At 67.6% G+C, this 18,019-nt stretch carries 17 protein-coding genes and 1 pseudogene; 10 read left to right on the forward strand and 8 right to left on the reverse strand.

Features of this window, described 5'->3' with window-relative positions; translation table 11 throughout:
* Positions 1–39: 39 nt before the first annotated feature.
* The gene (locus tag JDV09_RS00605) at positions 40–426 is read right to left on the reverse strand and encodes a DUF5997 family protein (protein WP_221367166.1); all 387 of its coding nucleotides are present in this window, start codon (positions 424–426) and stop codon (positions 40–42) included.
* 41 nt (positions 427–467) lie between these two features.
* Between JDV09_RS00605 and JDV09_RS00610 the strand changes: the two genes are divergently transcribed.
* Positions 468–1,181, forward strand: a complete 714-nt coding sequence (locus tag JDV09_RS00610) for a LysR family substrate-binding domain-containing protein (RefSeq protein ID WP_221367167.1) — start codon at positions 468–470, stop codon at positions 1,179–1,181.
* 46 nt (positions 1,182–1,227) lie between these two features.
* Here JDV09_RS00610 and JDV09_RS00615 read toward each other — a convergent pair whose 3' ends face one another.
* Together JDV09_RS00615 and JDV09_RS00620 are read right to left on the reverse strand one after the other, a co-directional pair.
* Positions 1,228–1,644 carry a VOC family protein gene (locus tag JDV09_RS00615; protein WP_221367168.1) on the reverse strand — a complete coding sequence of 139 codons (417 nt, stop codon included), beginning with the start codon at positions 1,642–1,644 and terminating at the stop codon, positions 1,228–1,230.
* Between the two features lie 156 nt (positions 1,645–1,800).
* Entirely contained in the window at positions 1,801–2,982 is a 1,182-nt protein-coding gene (locus tag JDV09_RS00620) for a geranylgeranyl reductase family protein (RefSeq protein WP_221367169.1), read from the reverse strand.
* A gap of 154 nt (positions 2,983–3,136) precedes the next feature.
* Between JDV09_RS00620 and JDV09_RS00625 the strand changes: the two genes are divergently transcribed.
* The 5 genes from JDV09_RS00625 to JDV09_RS00645 all read left to right on the forward strand — a co-directional run bounded on the left by JDV09_RS00625 (position 3,137) and on the right by JDV09_RS00645 (position 8,117).
* Complete coding sequence (locus tag JDV09_RS00625) at positions 3,137–3,880, forward strand: TetR/AcrR family transcriptional regulator (RefSeq protein ID WP_221367170.1); 744 nt, start codon at positions 3,137–3,139, stop codon at positions 3,878–3,880.
* A 60-nt stretch (positions 3,881–3,940) separates the two neighbouring features.
* Positions 3,941–4,687: a hypothetical protein gene (locus JDV09_RS00630; RefSeq protein ID WP_221367171.1), complete on the forward strand. Its 747-nt coding sequence runs from the start codon at positions 3,941–3,943 to the stop codon at positions 4,685–4,687.
* 32 nt (positions 4,688–4,719) lie between these two features.
* Positions 4,720–6,285, forward strand: coding sequence for an HD domain-containing phosphohydrolase (locus JDV09_RS00635; protein WP_221367456.1), 1,566 nt, complete (start codon positions 4,720–4,722; stop codon positions 6,283–6,285).
* A gap of 231 nt (positions 6,286–6,516) precedes the next feature.
* The gene (gene nrdF / locus JDV09_RS00640; protein WP_255604652.1) at positions 6,517–7,479 is read left to right on the forward strand and encodes a class 1b ribonucleoside-diphosphate reductase subunit beta; all 963 of its coding nucleotides are present in this window, start codon (positions 6,517–6,519) and stop codon (positions 7,477–7,479) included.
* A 245-nt stretch (positions 7,480–7,724) separates the two neighbouring features.
* Positions 7,725–8,117, forward strand: a complete 393-nt coding sequence (locus JDV09_RS00645; RefSeq protein WP_221367173.1) for a nuclear transport factor 2 family protein — start codon at positions 7,725–7,727, stop codon at positions 8,115–8,117.
* Positions 8,118–8,142: 25 nt separating this feature from the next.
* Here JDV09_RS00645 and JDV09_RS00650 read toward each other — a convergent pair whose 3' ends face one another.
* Complete coding sequence (locus JDV09_RS00650) at positions 8,143–9,861, reverse strand: thiamine pyrophosphate-binding protein (protein ID WP_221367174.1); 1,719 nt, start codon at positions 9,859–9,861, stop codon at positions 8,143–8,145.
* Positions 9,862–10,052: 191 nt separating this feature from the next.
* Here JDV09_RS00650 and JDV09_RS00655 point away from each other — a divergent pair, with 191 nt between their 5' ends.
* The 3 genes from JDV09_RS00655 (at position 10,053) to JDV09_RS00665 (ending at position 15,110) form a co-directional block, all read left to right on the forward strand.
* Complete coding sequence (locus JDV09_RS00655) at positions 10,053–10,301, forward strand: hypothetical protein (RefSeq protein WP_221367175.1); 249 nt, start codon at positions 10,053–10,055, stop codon at positions 10,299–10,301.
* Positions 10,302–10,435: 134 nt separating this feature from the next.
* On the forward strand, positions 10,436–10,915 hold the full coding sequence (locus tag JDV09_RS00660; protein WP_221367176.1) for an MPT63 family protein: 480 nt from the start codon (positions 10,436–10,438) through the stop codon (positions 10,913–10,915).
* Between the two features lie 598 nt (positions 10,916–11,513).
* Entirely contained in the window at positions 11,514–15,110 is a 3,597-nt protein-coding gene (locus JDV09_RS00665; RefSeq protein WP_221367177.1) for a hydantoinase B/oxoprolinase family protein, read from the forward strand.
* Between the two features lie 38 nt (positions 15,111–15,148).
* On the opposite strand, the pseudogene JDV09_RS26505 reads toward JDV09_RS00665, so the two are convergent.
* Positions 15,149–15,256 (reverse strand): annotated as a pseudogene (locus JDV09_RS26505) (type II toxin-antitoxin system VapC family toxin); the annotation flags it as partial.
* A 123-nt stretch (positions 15,257–15,379) separates the two neighbouring features.
* Positions 15,380–15,610: a DUF167 domain-containing protein gene (locus tag JDV09_RS00670; protein WP_221367178.1), complete on the reverse strand. Its 231-nt coding sequence runs from the start codon at positions 15,608–15,610 to the stop codon at positions 15,380–15,382.
* A gap of 454 nt (positions 15,611–16,064) precedes the next feature.
* Between JDV09_RS00670 and JDV09_RS00675 the strand changes: the two genes are divergently transcribed.
* Positions 16,065–17,231 carry a hypothetical protein gene (locus JDV09_RS00675; RefSeq protein ID WP_221367179.1) on the forward strand — a complete coding sequence of 389 codons (1,167 nt, stop codon included), beginning with the start codon at positions 16,065–16,067 and terminating at the stop codon, positions 17,229–17,231.
* Positions 17,232–17,240: 9 nt separating this feature from the next.
* On the opposite strand, the gene JDV09_RS00680 is transcribed toward JDV09_RS00675, so the two are convergent.
* On the reverse strand, positions 17,241–17,687 hold the full coding sequence (locus tag JDV09_RS00680) for a tail fiber domain-containing protein (protein ID WP_255604621.1): 447 nt from the start codon (positions 17,685–17,687) through the stop codon (positions 17,241–17,243).
* 91 nt (positions 17,688–17,778) lie between these two features.
* Positions 17,779–17,979 (reverse strand): hypothetical protein, encoded by a 201-nt coding sequence (locus JDV09_RS00685; protein ID WP_221367180.1) that lies wholly within the window; start codon positions 17,977–17,979, stop codon positions 17,779–17,781.
* Positions 17,980–18,019: the final 40 nt, after the last annotated feature.

Genomic DNA, 18,019 nt, shown 5'->3' on the forward strand with positions numbered 1-18,019 from the left:
ACTGTCCTCACCACCGTCAGGGCACGTTCGCGGTGAGGCTCAGTCCTCGCGGGCCCGTTCCACCCGCAGCGCCTTGAGGCGTCGCTGCTCGCTCAGCACCGTCTGGTAGCTCTCGCGTTCTGCGATCAGCCATTCGGGTTTCTCCTCGAGCAGCGCGTCGATCTGCTCGGTGGTCAGCGCTTCGGTGACGCCGCCGCGCGCGAGACCGGCGATGGAGACGCCCAGCCTGGCGGCCACCAAGTTCTTGGGGTGCGGCCCGTCCTTGCGGAGGTCCTTGAGCCACTGCGGCGGGTCGGCCTGCAGGGCGGCGAGGTCGCTGCGGGTGATCGGGTTCTGCTGGAACTCCGCAGGGGTGGCGGGCAAGTACACGTCCAGCTTTTTGGCCGCCGTGGCCGGTTTCATGGACTGCGCGTTCGGCCTGCTCATGGTGTCAGCCTATCGATGGGGCACAACGGTAGCCTGATGCGGTGACCCGGTCCTCGCTCACGCTCGGATACGTCCCCGGAGCGACGCCGGCGAAGTGGGCGCGGATCTGGGCGGAGCGCCACCCGGATGTGCCGCTGCAGTTGCGCACCGTCACGGCGGCGGGCGCGGTCACCGAACTGCGGACCGGCGCCGTCGACGTCGCTATCCTGCGGCCGCCCGCCGACACGGCGGGGATTGCGGTCATCCCTCTCTACGACGAGACGACGGTGGTCGTGGTGCCCACCGATCACGTTTTCAGCGCCGTCGACGAGATCGCCGCCGCGGACCTCGACGGCGAGCCGATCCTGCTCCCACTCGACGATGTCGTCGCCTGGGCAGACGCCCACGGCGTCCTGGTCGATCACCGGCCCGAGACCACCGCGGACGCAACAGAACTCGTCGCAGCGGGGATGGGCGCGCTGATCGTCCCGCAGTCGCTGGCGCGACTGCATCACCGTAAGGACCTCACGTATCGTCCCATCGCCGACGCCCCGACCTGTCCGGTGGCGCTCGCCGTCCCGAAGGGTGAGCAGCCGGTATTGGTCGAGGAGTTCATCGGGATCGTGCGGGGCCGCAAGGCCGGTTCGTCGCGGGGACAGGCCGAGTCGGCGCCGAAGCGCACCGCACGGGAGAAAGCCCTCGCACGGCAGGCCGCCCGCGCCGCTGCGGGCAAGGTGGCCCGCACGCCTGGCACGGCCAAGCGCGGTCGGCGCTGACGCCAACTGCGCAGCACGACGAAATGGGGGGCCACGTCTGATGCGCTCAGATGGTCAGCGTCCCGTCGTCGTTGATCGTCCACGCCGGGTTCAGTGCGACCTCCCACACGTGGCCGTCGAGGTCGGCGAAATACCCGGAATAGCCGCCCCAGAAAACCTTCTCGGCGGGTTTGAGGATGGTTGCGCCCGCGGCCGCCGCCTGGATGAGCACGGCGTCCACATCGGCTTCGCTGCGCTGGTTGATCGCGATGGTGATGCCGCTGAACCGGCCGTCGACGGGATGGCGGGCGTCTTCGGCGAGGTCGGCGCGACCGAACAGGGCCAGCGCGATGCCGGGCAGTTGATAGAACGCGACCCCGTCCGGTGCGTCCCGGGGCTCCCAGCCCAGGCCCTGCTCGTAGAAGCGACGGGCCCGGGACAGATCGTCGACGCCTAGCGTGATCAGGCTGATGCGTTGCTCCATGATCGCGACGGTACGCCCGGACGCTGACACGCGGATTCGGGGCGCCGCCGCACCGTGGGCCAAGCTGCTCGGTGACGGCTCGTTCCGCGAGCAGACACAAGAGCGCCCGAAACTGGCCCGAAGTGGGCGACTTTGTGTCTGCTCGCGGTCGATCGGTCAGTAGGTGTGCTGGGGGCCCTGAGCCTTCTTGTACAGGGCCTTGAGCATCCGGTCCCGGAACGCGGCGTTGTCGATCAGCTTGACCCCGGCGGCGGCCAGCCTGGGCTGACCGATGAGCTTGTGCATGTAGCGCCCGCGGCGGTACTCCCGGCCCCAGGCGGCCTCCATCCGCTGCGCGTAGTTGGTGAAGTCGTCCGGACCACCGTTGACCAGCGCCGCGATCGCGCACTCGCCGGCGGCCAGGCCGGATTCGAGCGCCTTGGAGATGCCCGCGCCCGAGGCCGGCTTGCCCGCGCCCAGCGAATCCCCGGTGAACAGCACGCCCGGACGCCACGGCGGCCACGCGGTGAAGCCCATCGGCAACCGCCAGGCCCGCACGCTCTTGTTCTTCTTGAGCTCCTCGATCGGCGGCAGCTCCCACTCGCGCGGCAGCGAGCGCAGGAAATCGCCTAGGAACTGGGTGGCGTTGATCGACTGCCAGTTCTTGTAGCTGTTCACATAGCCCAGCCCGATGTTGAACATCCCGTTGCCCATCGGGAACACCCAGCCGTAGCCCGGCAGCTGGTCGCCCTCGAACACGAGCTTCAGGTAGATGTCCAGGCTGTCGGAGTCCGCGCGGTTGGCCGGCATCTCCGAGCGGATCGCGATCGCCGAGTAGCCGTTGTAGTCCGAGTCGATCTTCAGCGCACGCTTGATGGGGGAGTAGGCGCCGTCGGCGGCGATCACCGCGTCGCCGTACACCTTCTCGCCGCCCTTGAGCACCACACCGATCACCCGGCCGTTGCTGTCGAACTCCGGGCCGGTGACCTCGGCGCCCTGGCGGACCTCGGCACCCGCGGACTCGGCGTGCTTCAGCAGCACCGTATCCAGATGGGTGCGGCTGACGGTGTGACCGTGATCGGGCATGCCGGGCCGCTTCGGGAACGACAGCTCCCACCGGCTCGGGCTGAACACGGTGACCCGGTTCACCCGGTGGAAGGTCGCGACCTCCTCGGCCAGACCCATCTTCTGCAGGTAGCTGACCGCGCGCGCGGTCAGGCCGTCCCCACACGGCTTGTCGCGCGGGAACTGCGCCTTGTCCAGCACCACCACGTTCGCGCCGGTCTGTGCGGCCTGCCACGCGGCGGCCGACCCCGACGGCCCCCCGCCTGCGATGACAAGGTCGTATCGCTGAGTCATAAATCTCGTCTCGTTGAGCGGCTGTCGCTGCAGATAGTACCCAAACTTGCTGGGTACAACGCAGCGGGTGAATTTGCCTGCCAGTCCCGTGCGGGGCGGCGAGGCGGCCCGGTCTGGGCAGGTCAGCGGCATCCCAACGGGTACAGTGATGCGCGTGCGACGAGGGTCGAGGCCGCGTTCGGCCGACGAATCGACGGGCGTCAAGGTGGACGCCCGCAGCGAGCGTTGGCGCGAGCACCGCAAGAAGGTCCGCTCCGAGATCGTCGACGCCGCGTTCCGGGCCATCGACGCACAGGGGCCCGAGGTGTCGCTGCGGGAGATCGCCGAGGAGGCCGGCACCGCCAAGCCGAAGATCTACCGGCATTTCACCGACAAGTCCGACCTCTTCCAGGCCATCGCGCAGCGCATGCGCGACATGCTGTGGGGCGCGATCTTCCCGACGATCAACATCTCCACCGACCCGGCCCGCGCGGTCATCTTCCGGGCCGTCGAGCAGTACGTCCGGCTGGTCGACGAACACCCCAACGTGGTGCGCTTCCTGATGCAGGGCCGGTTCGCCGAGCAGACCGAGTCCACGATGCGAGCGCTCAACGAGGGTCGCGACATCACGCTGGCGATGGCCGACATGTTCAGCAACGAGCTGCACGAGATGGAACTCGACAGCGCCGCGTTCGAGCTGGCCGCATTCGCCACGTTCGGTGCGGCCGCATCGGCGACCGACTGGTGGCTGGGGTCCGACGACGCCACCCCGCGCCGGCTGCCGCGGGAGAAGTTCGTCGACTACCTGACCACGATCATGATGGGCTCGATCAACGGCACCTGCGAGATCCTCGGCGTCCGGATCGACCCGGACCTCCCGTTGCACGAGGGCGTGCAGCGCAGCGAACACGTGGCCTGACTGCAGAAATGGGGCAGATGCCCCATGTTTTGCCCGTGCGCCGCGCGGACGATCAAACGCATGAACACCACACTCACCCCCCGTGACGCCGCCGCGGCGGTCACCGCCAATCCCGTCCTGCCCGCCGGAGACGACGAACGATTCGTCGGTTTCGGGATCATGGGCCTTCCGTTCGCAAACGGCCACTACCTGGCACTGCGCCAGTTCCCGGCCACCACCTTCGCGCCCGCGTACGCGTCGGTGTGGCACCGCGACCCCTCCTGCACGTGGACGTTCTACGCCACGACGCCGGGGCAGCAGAGCTGCGCCCGGTACTTCAGCTCCGCCACCCCGAACGACCCGATCCAGTGCGACATCGAGGTCGGCTGGACCTCGCCGTGGTCGGTGGACGTCGAAATCCCTGGACTGCTGCAGTGGTCGGTGCACATGCAGAGCACCCCGGCCACCCGGTTGATGACCTCGATCGGCCGACGGCTGCCCGGTGCTGCGTGGACCAACCCGACGGCCCTGTCGGTGATCAGCCGGGCGGCCGGTGCCACCCTCGGCGTCGGCGACATCCGGCTGACCGGCACCGCCGCCAACGGTCAGCGATACATGGTGGCGCCGAAGACGATCTGGGCGGTCACCGGCTCCCGGGCGATGCTCGGCGGTCAGAACCTCGGCCCGATCGGGCCGCTGCTGCGCCAGGCCCGGATCGGTGACTTCCGGCTGCCGCAGCGCGGCATCGGGCTGATCGGATCCGGCCACTTCGAGGCCTTCGACGCCGATCGGCATGTAGCGGCCGAGCGCACCTTGGCGTTGACATGACCAACGCCGTCCTGGCCAGGCAGAATCGTGGGATGGCGCCGTCGGCCGGTCACCCGGCCCGATCACCCAGCAGGGCCGAACTGCTGGCGGCGCTGTCCATCGCCATCGACCTCGGGCTGGGCCAGCCGGCCGAACACATGCTGCGCTCGGCGGTCATCGCGACAAGGATCGCCGACCGGCTGGGGCTGGACCGTCCGCAGCGCGACTGCTGTTACTACACCGCGTTGATCATGTGGATCGGGTGCCACGCCGATTCCCACGAGTACGCGCGCTGGTTCGGCGACGACATCGCGGTTCGCCGCGACTCCTATCTGGTCGACTGGTCGGGCCTGCCGTACCTGCGCTTCCTGCTGAGCAATGCCGGGCGGGGAGAACCCCTGCTGCACCGGCTGAGCCTGATCGCCACCCTGATGGCCGACGCGCGGGGCAACATCTCCCAGCTGATCCATTCGCACTGCTCCTCGGCGAGCATGCTGGCCCACCGGCTCGGGCTGAGCGACGACGTGCAGACGGCGCTGGGGTTCACCTTCGAGCGCTACGACGGCGGCGGGCTGCCCAGCGGGGTCGGCGGGGAGCAGATCCCGCTGCCGATGCGGGTGGCACAACTGGCCGACATGCTCGAGGTGCACCACCGGACCTACGGTGTCGCCGGCGCGGTCGCGATGGCGCGTAGCCGCCGGGGCGGTCAGTTCGATCCGGTGGTCGTCGACGCGTTCGTCGCCGGTGCCGACGTGGTGCTGGCCACGCCGGCGACGGGTGACGTGTGGGCGGTCGCGCTGGCCGAGGCGCCCGACGACCGTCGCCCGCTCTCCGCCGCGGAGCTCGACCCGCTGCTGGTGGCCCTCGGCGACTTCGTGGACCTGAAATGTCCCTTCACGCTGGGGCATTCGCGGGCCGTCGCCGAGCTGGCGGCCGGAGCCGCCACCGTGCTGGGCATGGACGCCGACACCGTCACGGTGGTGCGGCGCGCCGGGCACCTGCACGATCTCGGCCGCATCGGTGTGTCCAATCAGGTCTGGTCGAAGCCCGGGGCGCTGACCGGGGCGGAGTTCGAGCGGGTGCGGCTGCATCCGTACCTGACCGTGCGCATACTCAGTCAGGTCGGCGGGCTGGCGGAGGTGGCCCAGGTGGCGGGCAACCACCACGAGCACCTGGACGGGTCGGGTTATCCGCGCGGCCTGTCCGCGGCGGCGTTGAGCCTGCCGGACCGGGTGCTGGCCGCGGCCGTGGCCTACCGGTCGGCCTGCGAGCCGCGTCCCTACCGGCGTGAGCTGTCGGCGTCGGCCGCGGCGGCCCGGCTGCGGGAACGGGTGCGCGCCGGGCAGCTGGACGCGGTGGCCGTCGACGCGGTGCTGCACGCCGCCGGGCACCGCGCGCAGGGGCCGCGTCCCCGGCCCGGCGGGCTGACGCCACGCGAGGTCGAGGTGCTGTGCCTGGTGGCCCGCGGCGCGTCGAACAAGGAGATCGCCGCCGCGTTGGGGATCTCGGGGAAGACGGCGCGCAACCACGTCGAGCGCACCTACGCCAAGATCGGCGCGACCAACCGGATCGGGGCCAGCCTGTATGCGATCCAGCACGGCCTGGTCAGCGCCGGGTAGCGGCCGCGCAGCTGCGCCGACATTGCACCTACGCAGACAAAGTGCGAGAGCGGGCCTGCCGGAATGCGAGTTCGGCCGAAACATCCGCGACACGCCGGACACAAGATGTTGCGGCGTCACACGTTTTGGGCCCCAACAAGTTGTAGTGTCGGTAGCAGCCTGTAGAACTGCTCACACCACTGAAAAGGCCAGTGGACAATCCGGCGAAATGGGGTCCTGGTGTCCGAGGGAATGAAGCTGATCGACCGCGTCTCTGCGATCAACTGGAACCGCCTGCAGGACGACAAGGACGCCGAGGTCTGGGATCGGTTGACCGGAAACTTCTGGCTGCCGGAGAAGGTCCCGGTGTCCAACGACATCCCGTCGTGGAACACCCTGACCGCCAACGAGAAGCAGCTCACCATGCGGGTGTTCACCGGGCTGACGCTGCTGGACACCATCCAGGGCACCGTCGGCGCGGTCAGCCTGATCCCGGATGCGCTGACCCCGCACGAGGAGGCGGTGTACACCAACATCGCGTTCATGGAGTCGGTGCACGCCCGCAGCTACAGCAACATCTTCTCCACGCTGTGCTCCACCGCCGAGATCGACGACGCGTTCCGCTGGTCGGAGGAGAACCCGAACCTGCAGCGCAAGGCCGAGATCGTCATGCAGTACTACAAGGGCGACGAGCCGCTCAAGCGCAAGGTGGCCTCCACGCTGCTGGAGAGCTTCCTGTTCTACTCCGGGTTCTACCTGCCGATGTACTGGAGCAGCCGGGCCAAGCTGACCAACACCGCCGACATGATCCGGCTGATCATCCGCGACGAGGCCGTGCACGGCTACTACATCGGCTACAAGTTCCAGCGCGGCCTGGCGATGAGCGACGAGGTGACCCGCGCCGAGCTCAAGGACTACACCTACGAGCTGCTCTTCGAGCTCTACGACAACGAGGTCGAGTACACCCAGGATCTCTACGACGGGGTGGGCCTGACCGAGGACGTCAAGAAGTTCCTGCGCTACAACGCCAACAAGGCGCTGATGAACCTCGGCTATGAGGCGCTGTTCCCGCGCGACGAGACCGACGTCAACCCTGCGATCCTGTCGGCGCTGAGCCCCAACGCCGACGAGAATCACGACTTCTTCTCGGGATCGGGATCCAGCTACGTGATCGGCAAGGCGGTCAACACGGAGGATGAGGACTGGGACTTCTGAAGCCGGCAGTTTCAGGGGTGGGGCGCGAGTGCGGTCACCCCGATGGCGCTCGACCGGATTGCAGGTCGTCGATGTCGACGGATCGGTCGCTGCCGGAGTTGGGGCGCCCGTCGTCAGCGGTCAATACCGAAGTCAGAACGGAACACCGTCAACGGATTCTCAGAGCCCCGCACACGGTGGCGGCGGAGCCGCAATGACCCGCCACGAGCGCCCAGTTGTGGTGTGATCGACGATCGGTTGCCAAAATGGGGCTGACACCACCGGTTATCCAACGTTGGGTCGACGTCGTCGAGAACCACTCCGGTCAGGGGCTGGGCGAGTTGCTCGCCGAGGACGCGGTCTTTCATCCACCCGCTCGCTTCGCCCCGCAAGAGGGCCGCGATAAGGCGGCCGCCTGTCTCAGCGCAGCTGGAAAACTCTTCGGCGGCAATGACTTCCGCTACGTCGGGCAGTGGTACGCCGAACGGTCCGCGGTGCTGGAGTTCACCGTGTCTCTCGACGGTATCCACATCAACGGCATCGACATGATCGAGTGGAACGACGCCGGTCAGATCACCTCGGTCAAGGTGATGCTGCGGCCGGTCAAGGCGCTGCAGGCGGTCATGCCGAAGATGGCGGAACTACTGCAGTCCCGATGAAGCTGCCGGTCTCCCACGCCAGCGCCTAGAAAGCGGTCGGTTTCGCCGGCCCGGAATACACCTCGAAGAACCGGGCCGTCATCTCGGCGGGGATGGCCAGGTTGGCGGCGTGATCGCTGCGCACACAGACCAGGCTGGGACCCTTGTGGTCGCGGGCGCCGCGCAGCGCCTCGTCGAGGTCCTCGATGCGGTCCACGTACGCACCATGACAGCCGAGACCCTGTGCGACGGTGTCCCAACGGATCTCGCCCTGGGCGGTGCCGAAGGTGGTGCCGTACAACTGCAGCTCATTGAGCTCCTCCATCGTCCAGGACCCCTCGGCGAACACCACCACGGTGATGTCGACGCCCTCGCGCGCCGCGGTCTGCAACTCCATCACGTTGAAGCCCGCGGCTCCGTCGCCGGTGACGCAGACCACGTCGCGATCCGGGGCGCCGAGCTTGGCGCCGATCGCCGACGGGATGCCGGTACCGAGCATGCCGAGCTCGAGTATCGAGTGGTAGGAGTGCGGACGGGTGGGCGGCAGCATGTTGTAGGCCCACAGCGTGGTGTTGCCGCCGTCGACGGTGTACACCGCGTCCCCACCGAACACCGCACCCACGGCGCCGAGGGCATGCGCGGGATGGATTCCCGGGCCCTGCCACTGCAGGATCGGTGTCGCCAGCTCGGTCCGCACCTGCTCGTCGAGCTTGCGGTAGCGCGCCAGGTCCGCGCCGTCCCGGGCGCCCAGGTCCGTCGCGCGCAGCCGCGCGGCGATGCCGTCGAGCGCGGCCTTGGCGTCGGCCACCACCCCCAGGTGCAACGGCCGGGTGACGCCGAAGTTCCGCGGGTCGACGTCGATCTGGACGAGCCGCTTGCCTTCCGGATCGCCCCAGTAGACGTCGTAGGGAACGTCGAGGTTGCCCATTCGCGAGCCGGCGACCAGCAGCACGTCGGCCTCGCTGCGCGCGAGATCGCCGGCGGGACCGAAACCGAAGACGAAGTTGGGGTGATCAGCCGGCACGCTGGCGCGGCCGGCCATCGAGGTGATCGCCGGGCAGCCCAGCAGCTCGACGATTTCCAGCACGGCATCCTGCGCGCCGGCCCGGTCCACCCCGGCTCCCGCGATCACCACCGGGCGCTGCGCGCCGACGAGCAGCGCGGCGGCCTCGTCGAGCTGGCGGTCGGATGGCTGCGGTGCACCGGCACGCGACGCCGCCGGTGGCCACACTGGGGCGGTGTCGGGGTCGCCGGTCTCGTACAGGACCGGGGCGGGCAGTTCGACGTGCACGGGGCCGGGACGGCCGTTGTGCATTTCCCGGAACGCCAACCGCAACACCTCGGGGATCCGTGACCATTCGAAGATCGGGCCGCCCCATTTGACCGCGGGGCGGAACAGTTCGAGTTGATCCTGACCCTGGAACGTCGACGGCGGCGACGGGTAGACGATGCCCAGCCGGTGCTGCGACGTGATGACCAGCACCGGCACCCCCTCGTGGAGCGCCGTGACCGCGCCTGGCACCAGGTTCGCCGAGCCGGGGCCGGGATTGCCCAGCACGGCGGCAACCTTGCCGGTCGTCTTGTAGAGACCTTCGGCCATGTGCACCCCGGCCGCCTCATGGCGAACAGGTACCAGTCGAATGCCGTGCGCATCGAGCTGCGCGAGCAGCGGGTCGACCTCGGGGGACGGCAGACCGAACAAGAACTGGATCCCCTCGGCCTGAAGCGCGCGGGCGAAGAGTTCGCCGCCCGTGATCTCTGTCATCGCTGAACCTCCACCACCAGTCGGGTTCCGTGGTGCAACTATGGATCGCAGGCGATGCCGCAGTCTTGGTATTCGGGCAGATCTTCGGGGCAGTTCAGTTCCGGCCGGGTGCAGCTATACCAATCCCGTTGACCATCGCCCCCGGGAATACTCAGCGGAAACCAGAACATCAGCGGAGAGGAATCCCAGCGATGGTCACGACTCGTGCCGAAGCGGTGCAGTACCTCAAGGACGCCGGCGGTTTGAAGCTCGTCGTTTTCGGAGCAGATGGACGCGAGATCGCGGCGATGTTCGTGCAGGGATCGGTCACCTACGACGCGGAACAAGCCACCTTCATCGCGGTCGCCGACGACGGCCACTCGGTCGGGGAAATGTTCGTGGATGAGACGGTCGGTTACGACCCGAACACAGACTCGTTCGTCGTGCGAACCTCGTACTAGCCACCTGCCCGGCCAGCCCTTTCGATGGACTAAAGTCACAGAAAATGGGGGCTTAGGTGACTTACGACGCCACACTGACAAAGGTATGCACGGGTAGATACAGCAGGTGCGTTCCAAAGATCAGGAGGGGACCAGTGAAGCTCACCGCAACCATACGGACGGCAATAGCGACAGTGCTCATGCTGAGCCTTGCCATCGCCAGTGCATCGATGGCGTCAGCCACCTATCCCGTCGTCGGCAAACTCGGTAGCGAACTGACGATGACCGACAGCGTTGGCCATGTCGTTCTCGGCTGGCAGGTCAGCGACCTCAGACCCAGCGCTGACGTGATGCCCGGCTACCCCGTGGCAGGGGAACTCTGGGAAGCCACCGTCACGGTCAGCGCCATCCGGGGCAGCGTCACCCCGGCCATTTCGCAATTCAATGCAGTCGCCCCCAACGAAGCCGCTTACCGGGTGCTATGGCAAGTCGCCAGCCCGGCCAACATCAGTGGCGCGACCATCCCCGAAGGCGCGCAGTCGACCGGCAAAATCCACTTTGACGTCACCGGCCCACCGCCGACCACCGTCACGATGAACAATGGCATGGAAGACCTGATGATCTGGACGCCGTAGCCGAACACCGTAGTCCAACGTCCTCCAGATCCGACTGACTGGTCGGGTTGGTGACGGCGTGGATGCCCTCAGGGCTCAGCGCACAGACCTCGCTCGGTCGCAGTGCTCGCCCGCCCCGTTCGGCCAGGCCCTGTCTGTCGCGGGTATGGAAGGTGTTGTCCTCACCGCCGGAGTAGAGTGCCGCGACCATGTCGAGAACCGTTTCACTGTCCGGGATTCGGGACAGCAGGACGAGCAGGCCGTAGACCCTTTCCTTGTAGGCGCCTACCCCAGTGACGCTCAGATACGGCGCGGAACTTCACTCGTCATCATCGAGCACCGAGAACGCATCATGCCCGTCCCACGTCCACCACCCAGCGAGTGCCTCTGAGCGTCGTCGGCGGTCCCCTGCTCCCACTGGTCTTCTCTCTTGTTCCATGACCAACCGGGTAATTCTTGTAGCCGGTGTTCACGGTCGGCCTCAAGAGTGCCGTCTTTGCGGAAGCTGCGTTGAGCGGCGCGCGGGGATGTTGATGGCCGAACCGTGGTGAACAGATCGGCGCCTGGGCGCTTTGCCTGCTCGCCGATAGGGTTTGGTGCACGACGAAAGGGAATCCTCGTGACGGATACGAGGTGGCAGTTCTGGGTTGACCGGGGCGGTACGTTCACCGACATCGTGGCACGCCGGCCGGATGGGCGTCTGTCGATGCACAAGCTGCTGTCGGAGAACCCTGCGCAATATCGCGACGCCGCGGTTGCCGGGATCCGCACCCTGCTCGGGACCACCGACGACGCGCCCATGCCGGTCGCGCAAGTAGAGGCGGTGCGGATGGGCACCACCGTGGCGACGAATGCGCTGCTGGAACGCACGGGGGAACGCACACTGCTGGTGATCACCCGCGGCTTCGGGGACGCGCTGCGTATCGGCTACCAGAATCGTCCTCGCATTTTCGATCGACACATCGTGCTGCCGGAACTGCTTTACGAGCGCGTCGTCGAGGTCGACGAGCGGATCACGGCCGAGGGCACGGTGCTGCGCGCACCGGATCTCGAACTGCTCGGCGAACAGCTGCGGCAGGCGCACGCCGACGGGATCCGCGCGGTCGCGGTGGTGTGCATGCACAGTTACCTGTACCCGGCGCACGAGCGGGAGATCGGCAACTTGGCCGAGCAGCACGGCTTCGCTCAAATCTCGCTGTCGTCCGAGGTCAGCCCGCTGATGAAGCTGGTCCCGCGAGGAGATACCACCGTGGTCGACGCCTACTTGTCCCCGGTGCTGCGCCGCTATGTGAACCGTGTGTCAGACCAGATGCCCGACGTGCGGCTGATGTTCATGCAGTCCAACGGTGGGCTGGCCGAGGCAGGGCATTTCCGTGGCAAGGACGCGATCTTGTCGGGTCCGGCCGGGGGCATCGTGGGGATGGTGCGGATGTCGGCGTTGGCCGGGTTCGACCACGTCATCGGTTTCGACATGGGCGGTACCTCCACGGACGTATCGCACTACGCCGGTGAGTACGAGCGGGTGTTCAACACCCAGGTGGCCGGGGTCCGGTTGCGGGCACCGATGCTGGACATCAACACGGTGGCGGCCGGCGGTGGTTCGATCCTGCATTTCGACGGGACCCGTTATCGGGTGGGCCCGGACTCAGCCGGGGCCGCCCCGGGCCCGGCCTGCTATCGCGGCGGCGGTCCGCTCACCGTCACCGACGCAAACGTGATGCTCGGCCGCATCCAGCCCGCGCACTTCCCGGCCGTGTTCGGTCCCGCCGGCGATCAGCCGCTGGATGCCGAGATCGTGCGCCGCCGCTTCACGGAGCTGGCCGCCGCCATCCAGACGTCGACCGGCGATGACCGGTCGCCCGAGCAGGTCGCCGAGGGATTCCTGCGGATCGCAGTGGCGAACATGGCCAACGCGGTCAAGAAGATCTCGGTCCAAAAGGGACACGACGTGACCCGTTACGTGCTGACGACTTTCGGCGGCGCCGGCGGACAGCACGCGTGTGCGGTCGCGGATGCACTCGGTATCCGCACCGTGCTCGTCCCGCCGATGGCGGGCGTGCTCTCCGCGCTTGGGATCGGCCTGGCCGACACCACCGCGATGCGGCAGCAGTCGGTCGAGATCCGACTCGAGACCGCCGCCTTGGCGCGGTTGGCCACCGTCGCGGAGTCCCTCGAGCAGTCCGCGCGCGCCGAACTGCTCGACGAGGGCATCCCGGCCGAACGCATCCGGGTGGTTCGCCGGGTGCATCTTCGCTACGACGGAACCGATACCGCGGTTCCGGTTGAGCTTGCCGGGCTCGAGGCCATGACCGCGGCGTTTGAAGCCACTCACCGCGCGATGTACTCGTTCTTGATGGACCGTGCCCTGATCGCGGGAGCGATCTCGGTGGAGGCGACCGGGCTCACCGTGCAGCCCGATCTGTCCCATCTGAGTGATCAGGCCGCCGACCGTGCCGGCGCGCCGGAAACCATCCAGGTGTACTCGGGCGGATCGTGGCGCGAAGCCCCGTTGTGGCACCGCGAGTGCATGCGGCCGGGGGAGACGGCCACCGGTCCGGCGATCATCGCCGAGGCCAACGCCACCACCGTCGTCGACGAGGGCTGGCAGTCGACGCTGACCCGGTCAGGACATCTGCTCACCGAGCGGGTGGTGGCACCCGCACAGCCCGATGCGGGTACCGAGGCCGATCCGGTGCTCCTGGAGATCTTCAACAACCTGTTCATGTCGATCGCCGAGCAGATGGGCTTCCGGCTGGAGGCGACCGCGCAGTCGGTGAATATCCGTGAACGGCTGGACTTCTCGTGTGCGCTGTTCGATCCGCGCGGCGACCTGGTCGCCAATGCACCGCACATCCCGGTGCATCTGGGCTCGATGGGCACCACCGTCAAGGAAGTGATCCGCCGCAGGGGCGACGCGATGAGGCCGGGTGACGTGTACGCGGTCAACGACCCTTACCACGGCGGTACCCACCTGCCGGATATCACCGTGGTGACCCCGGTGTTCGATGATGCGGGCGAAAACATCCTGTTCTTCGTCGCGTCACGTGGGCACCACGCCGAAATCGGCGGCATCGCCCCCGGATCCATGCCGGCGAACAGCCGCCGTATCGACCAAGAAGGCGTGCTGTTCGACAACTGGCTACTGACCGAGAACGGACGGTTCCGCGAAACCGAAACCCGACGCCTACTCACCGAATCGCCTTTCCCGTCGCGCAATCCCGACACCAACCTCGCCGACCTACGCGCCCAGATCGCCGCCAACCAGAAGGGCGTCGACGAGGTCGGCAAGATGATCGACCACTTCGGCCTCGATGTCGTCCAGGCCTATATGCGCCATGTCCAGGACAATGCCGAGGAATCGGTCCGCCGCGTCATCGACCGGCTCGACGACGGCGAATACCGCTACACGATGGATTCCGGCGCGACGATCGCCGTGCGTATCATCGTCGACCGCGCCGGTCGCAGCGCGACCATCGACTTCACCGGAACCTCACCGCAACTGGACACGAACTTCAACGCGCCATCATCGGTGGTGACCGCCGCGGTGCTCTACGTGTTCCGCACCCTGGTCACCGATGAGATTCCCCTCAACGATGGCTGCCTGCGCCCACTGCACATCGTCATACCGGAAGGAACGATGCTCGCACCGACCTACCCGGTCGCGGTCGTCGCCGGCAACGTCGAAACCTCGCAGGCCATCACCGGCGCGCTGTTCGCCGCGCTGCGCGTGCAGGCCGAGGGCGCCGGAACGATGAACAACGTCACCTTCGGCAACGAGCGGCATCAGTACTACGAAACCCTCGGGTCCGGGTCCGGGGCCGGTGACGGGTTCGACGGGGCGTCCGTGGTGCAGACGCATATGACGAACTCACGGCTCACCGATCCCGAAGTCCTCGAATGGCGTTTCCCGGTGCTGCTGAAGGAATTCGCGATCCGGCGCGGCAGCGGTGGTGCCGGACGATGGCGCGGCGGTGACGGCGGCGTCCGTCGGATCCAGTTCACCGAGCCCATGATTGTCAGCACGTTGTCCGGGCATCGACGAGTGGCGCCCTACGGTCTGGCCGGTGGGTCACCTGGGGCGCTGGGGCGCAACTACGTGGAACGCGCCGACGGTGACACCGTCGAACTCGCAGGATGCGACTCGACCGAAGTCCAACCCGGCGACACACTGGTGATCGAAACCCCCGGCGGCGGCGGATACGGCACACCCCCATAGGTTCGCGTCTCGGTGGCCGAGCCGAAGCGCTGCGATGTTTATGCGACAAGCGCGATATGTGGATCATGGCCATGAGATCGGGTGAGTCGCCCGTCGCGGGTGACAAGCGGTACGCCGAAACCCTCGGCGAGGGCGACGTACACTCCGGGCCATCGGCCGGCGTTTCGGCCAGGAAGGCATAAAGGTGATGCCAGCCGATGTCCTTGCCGAACCACTGGACAAAGGCGCTCAACAGTGAGACGCGGACTGGGACTTCCAAGGCCGGCGGGTCAGAAGCTGACGCGGAAACGTTTGAGCCGCGACGTCGCTCCGGACACCAATTCCACTCGGCTGGTGGGCAACTGAAGGTGAGCTGCGAGCAGCCGGGTGGCTGCCTTGTCGGCTTTGCCGTCGAGCGCCGGCTCGCGCACGTAGATCGTCAGCTCACCGTCGGGGCCGACCTCGACAAGCGGCCCCTTGCGGCTGCCGGGTTTGACCCTGATGACGACGGGATCGGCCATGCCCGGTAACGCTAGCGTGCCGGTGAGTAATCGGGCGACGGTCGCCGAGTATGCATCCAGCCCGAGAAAACGACGCGCGCTCGTAGGTGTCGTTGATTCGTTCCGGCCCGATGAACTCGATTTCGGTGGCCACCTCGTGCTCGGCGCAGAAGTCGCGCATCTCCTGGGCCCCGCCGTTGTCATCGATCAGCAACCCCCGTGATGCTGTGACGCCCGAAGATCAGCGCGCCCCACGGGAACGCCCATCGGATCGGCGCCGCACACTCCGACGCCGAGCCGCGGCCCGGCGTCAATCTTCTCCAGCGACTGAGTCGCCCAGCTGCGTCTGGATCGATCAACCGGGCCGGTCTTCGCCGTCGATCCAGGGAAACCCCTGTTTCGATCGTTACGCCGCGCTCCTAGCGTGAACCGCAGAACCTGCTGGTGGTGGCGTCGACAATGAGGAGTTCGCAAAGTGGTCAGGCTCGATCCGCAGGCTCAGTGGCGACTGAGCAAGCGTGGACTTCTGTTGGCCGGACGGCATGGGGACGTGGTGCTGCTCGAGCACCCCCGGGCGGCTCGTCTGCCCGCGCTGCTCAGCGACGACCCGGACCCCGCCGAGTTGGAGCGCAGGCTCGGCCCGCCGGGCCAGGCCGGCCTGGTCGAGGAGCTTATCGCGCAGGGCGTGTTCACCGACGTGGTCTGCCCCGACGATGTGGCCGGGCAGGCCCCGGCGGTCAAACCGCCGCGGTGCCGGCTGACGCGATCGGGCCTGATGATCTCCGGTGTCGAGCATCCCGCGCGCTGGATCGAAACCCATGTGATGCCGTTCTTCGCCCATCCGGCCGGCCGGCTTCTCACGCTGATACTGGTGGCCGCGGGTGGTGTGGCGCTGCTGTATGGCCGGCCGGATGTGCCGACGGTCAGCAGCACACCGGCGCTGGAGGTGGTGCTGATGGTGGTCATCGGGACCGCTGCGACGGCGTTGCACGAACTCGCTCACGCGGTCGCGATGGTGCACTACGGGCGCACCCCGCGGCTGGCCGGGTTTGGATTCTATTGGGGCGCCGTCTCGTTCTTCGTCGACTCGACACCGGCGCTCACTCTGCCCAGACGCGCCCGGGTGATCCAGGCGCTGGCCGGGCTGGCGGTCGACGTCGTGACCACGGCGGGCTTCGCGATCGCCGCCCACCTCGTCTCGGATACGTTGTGGGCCATAGTGTTCTGGCGGTTGGCCGTGCTGGCCTGCGTGGACATCCTGATCAACCTGGCCCCGGTCCTGCAGGTGGACGGCCACTGGGCGCTGGCGGACTGGCTCGACGAGCCCGACCTGGCCCTACGCGCTCGGCGTGCGCTGGGTGCCGCGCTCGGTGGCTCACTGCCCCGTCGGCATCGGTGGCTGGCCTGCTACGGGGCGTTCAGCCTGCTGGCGGGAATCGGCCTGCTCGCCGCGATGTCGCTGGTCTTCTGGGCCAGCGCGGGCGACCTGGTGGTCAGCCTGTTCGCCGGTAACCCCGCCGAAATAGCCCTCGGTGCCTACTACGTCGCCCCGATCGTGCTGGGGGTGGTGTTCAGCGGTATCGGTCTGTTGGTGGAGATCATGCGCGTCGGCCAGCCCGACGGTCGGGGCGCGGCCGCCTAGTTCGGAAATCTAAACCCGCTCGGCCACAGGCGAATCGGCACTCCGTGGCGTTTCCCCGGTCACGCCGAGGTTCTCCAGACGCCGCTCGAGTTCGGCGACGCGTCGGGTCAGTTCCTGGACTGCGACCATGAGCACCCCGTTGGCGTCGAGCATGTCGATGCGACGGTCGCTGTCGCCCAGACCGAAGGCCGCGGCGAAATCCTGCGCCATCGGGCCCAGATGGCGCACCGAGACGTGGTCATAGCCATAGGTCCACGTGCTGATGGGCAACTCCGACAGCCGGCGCAGGATCTCGGAGGCCGACTGCGGGACCTCGACGGCGGCGGCGACACCCCTTTGGCGGCGAATCAGCCGTGCCGCCCACGCCTGGGGATGGTGGGAGATCGCTCGGAACGTGGCGCGGTGGCGGGTCGTGGGTGAGGCCCAGGTTCGCTTCGCGGCAACGGGTTCGGGCATCGTCGGCCCCTCTCGCTTCATTGGTCTGGTGGTTGAGGTGCAACGCGGTGTGCCGCCGCATGTCTCCGGCGGCACACCGCGCTGGACGGGACTACACGACGGGCAGTACGTCGTGCTTGATTGCCACATCGCTGCGGTACGCGAAGCGTCGGCTCAGTCGCCGCACGTCGTGCTTGATCGCCGCATCGCTGCGGTACGCCAAGCGTCGGCTCAGTCGCCGCACGTCGTGCTTGATCGCCGCATCGCTGCGGTACGCCAAGCGTCGGCTCAGTCGTTTCAGTTTCAGGATCATCGATTTCACCCCCCTCCGTTGGGCAAAGGTGTGTTGCGAT

Origin of the sequence: Mycolicibacterium xanthum (assembly GCF_019710635.1) — a bacterium.
GTDB classification, from domain to species: Bacteria; Actinomycetota; Actinomycetes; order Mycobacteriales; family Mycobacteriaceae; genus Mycobacterium; species Mycobacterium xanthum.

Excerpts from the sequence above, each read along its gene's own strand:
- JDV09_RS00605 (WP_221367166.1), bottom strand. The coding sequence starts at position 426 with ATGAGCAGGCCGAACGCGCAGTCCATGAAACCGGCCACGGCGGCCAAA.
- JDV09_RS00615 (WP_221367168.1), bottom strand. The coding sequence starts at position 1,644 with ATGGAGCAACGCATCAGCCTGATCACGCTAGGCGTCGACGATCTGTCC.
- JDV09_RS00620 (WP_221367169.1), bottom strand. The coding sequence starts at position 2,982 with ATGACTCAGCGATACGACCTTGTCATCGCAGGCGGGGGGCCGTCGGGG.
- JDV09_RS00630 (WP_221367171.1), top strand. The coding sequence starts at position 3,941 with ATGAACACCACACTCACCCCCCGTGACGCCGCCGCGGCGGTCACCGCC.
- JDV09_RS00635 (WP_221367456.1), top strand. The coding sequence starts at position 4,720 with ATGGCGCCGTCGGCCGGTCACCCGGCCCGATCACCCAGCAGGGCCGAA.
- nrdF (WP_255604652.1), top strand. The coding sequence starts at position 6,517 with ATGAAGCTGATCGACCGCGTCTCTGCGATCAACTGGAACCGCCTGCAG.
- JDV09_RS00645 (WP_221367173.1), top strand. The coding sequence starts at position 7,725 with ATGGGGCTGACACCACCGGTTATCCAACGTTGGGTCGACGTCGTCGAG.
- JDV09_RS00650 (WP_221367174.1), bottom strand. The coding sequence starts at position 9,861 with ATGACAGAGATCACGGGCGGCGAACTCTTCGCCCGCGCGCTTCAGGCC.
- JDV09_RS00655 (WP_221367175.1), top strand. The coding sequence starts at position 10,053 with ATGGTCACGACTCGTGCCGAAGCGGTGCAGTACCTCAAGGACGCCGGC.
- JDV09_RS00670 (WP_221367178.1), bottom strand. The coding sequence starts at position 15,610 with ATGGCCGATCCCGTCGTCATCAGGGTCAAACCCGGCAGCCGCAAGGGG.
- JDV09_RS00680 (WP_255604621.1), bottom strand. The coding sequence starts at position 17,687 with ATGCCCGAACCCGTTGCCGCGAAGCGAACCTGGGCCTCACCCACGACC.
- JDV09_RS00685 (WP_221367180.1), bottom strand. The coding sequence starts at position 17,979 with ATGATCCTGAAACTGAAACGACTGAGCCGACGCTTGGCGTACCGCAGC.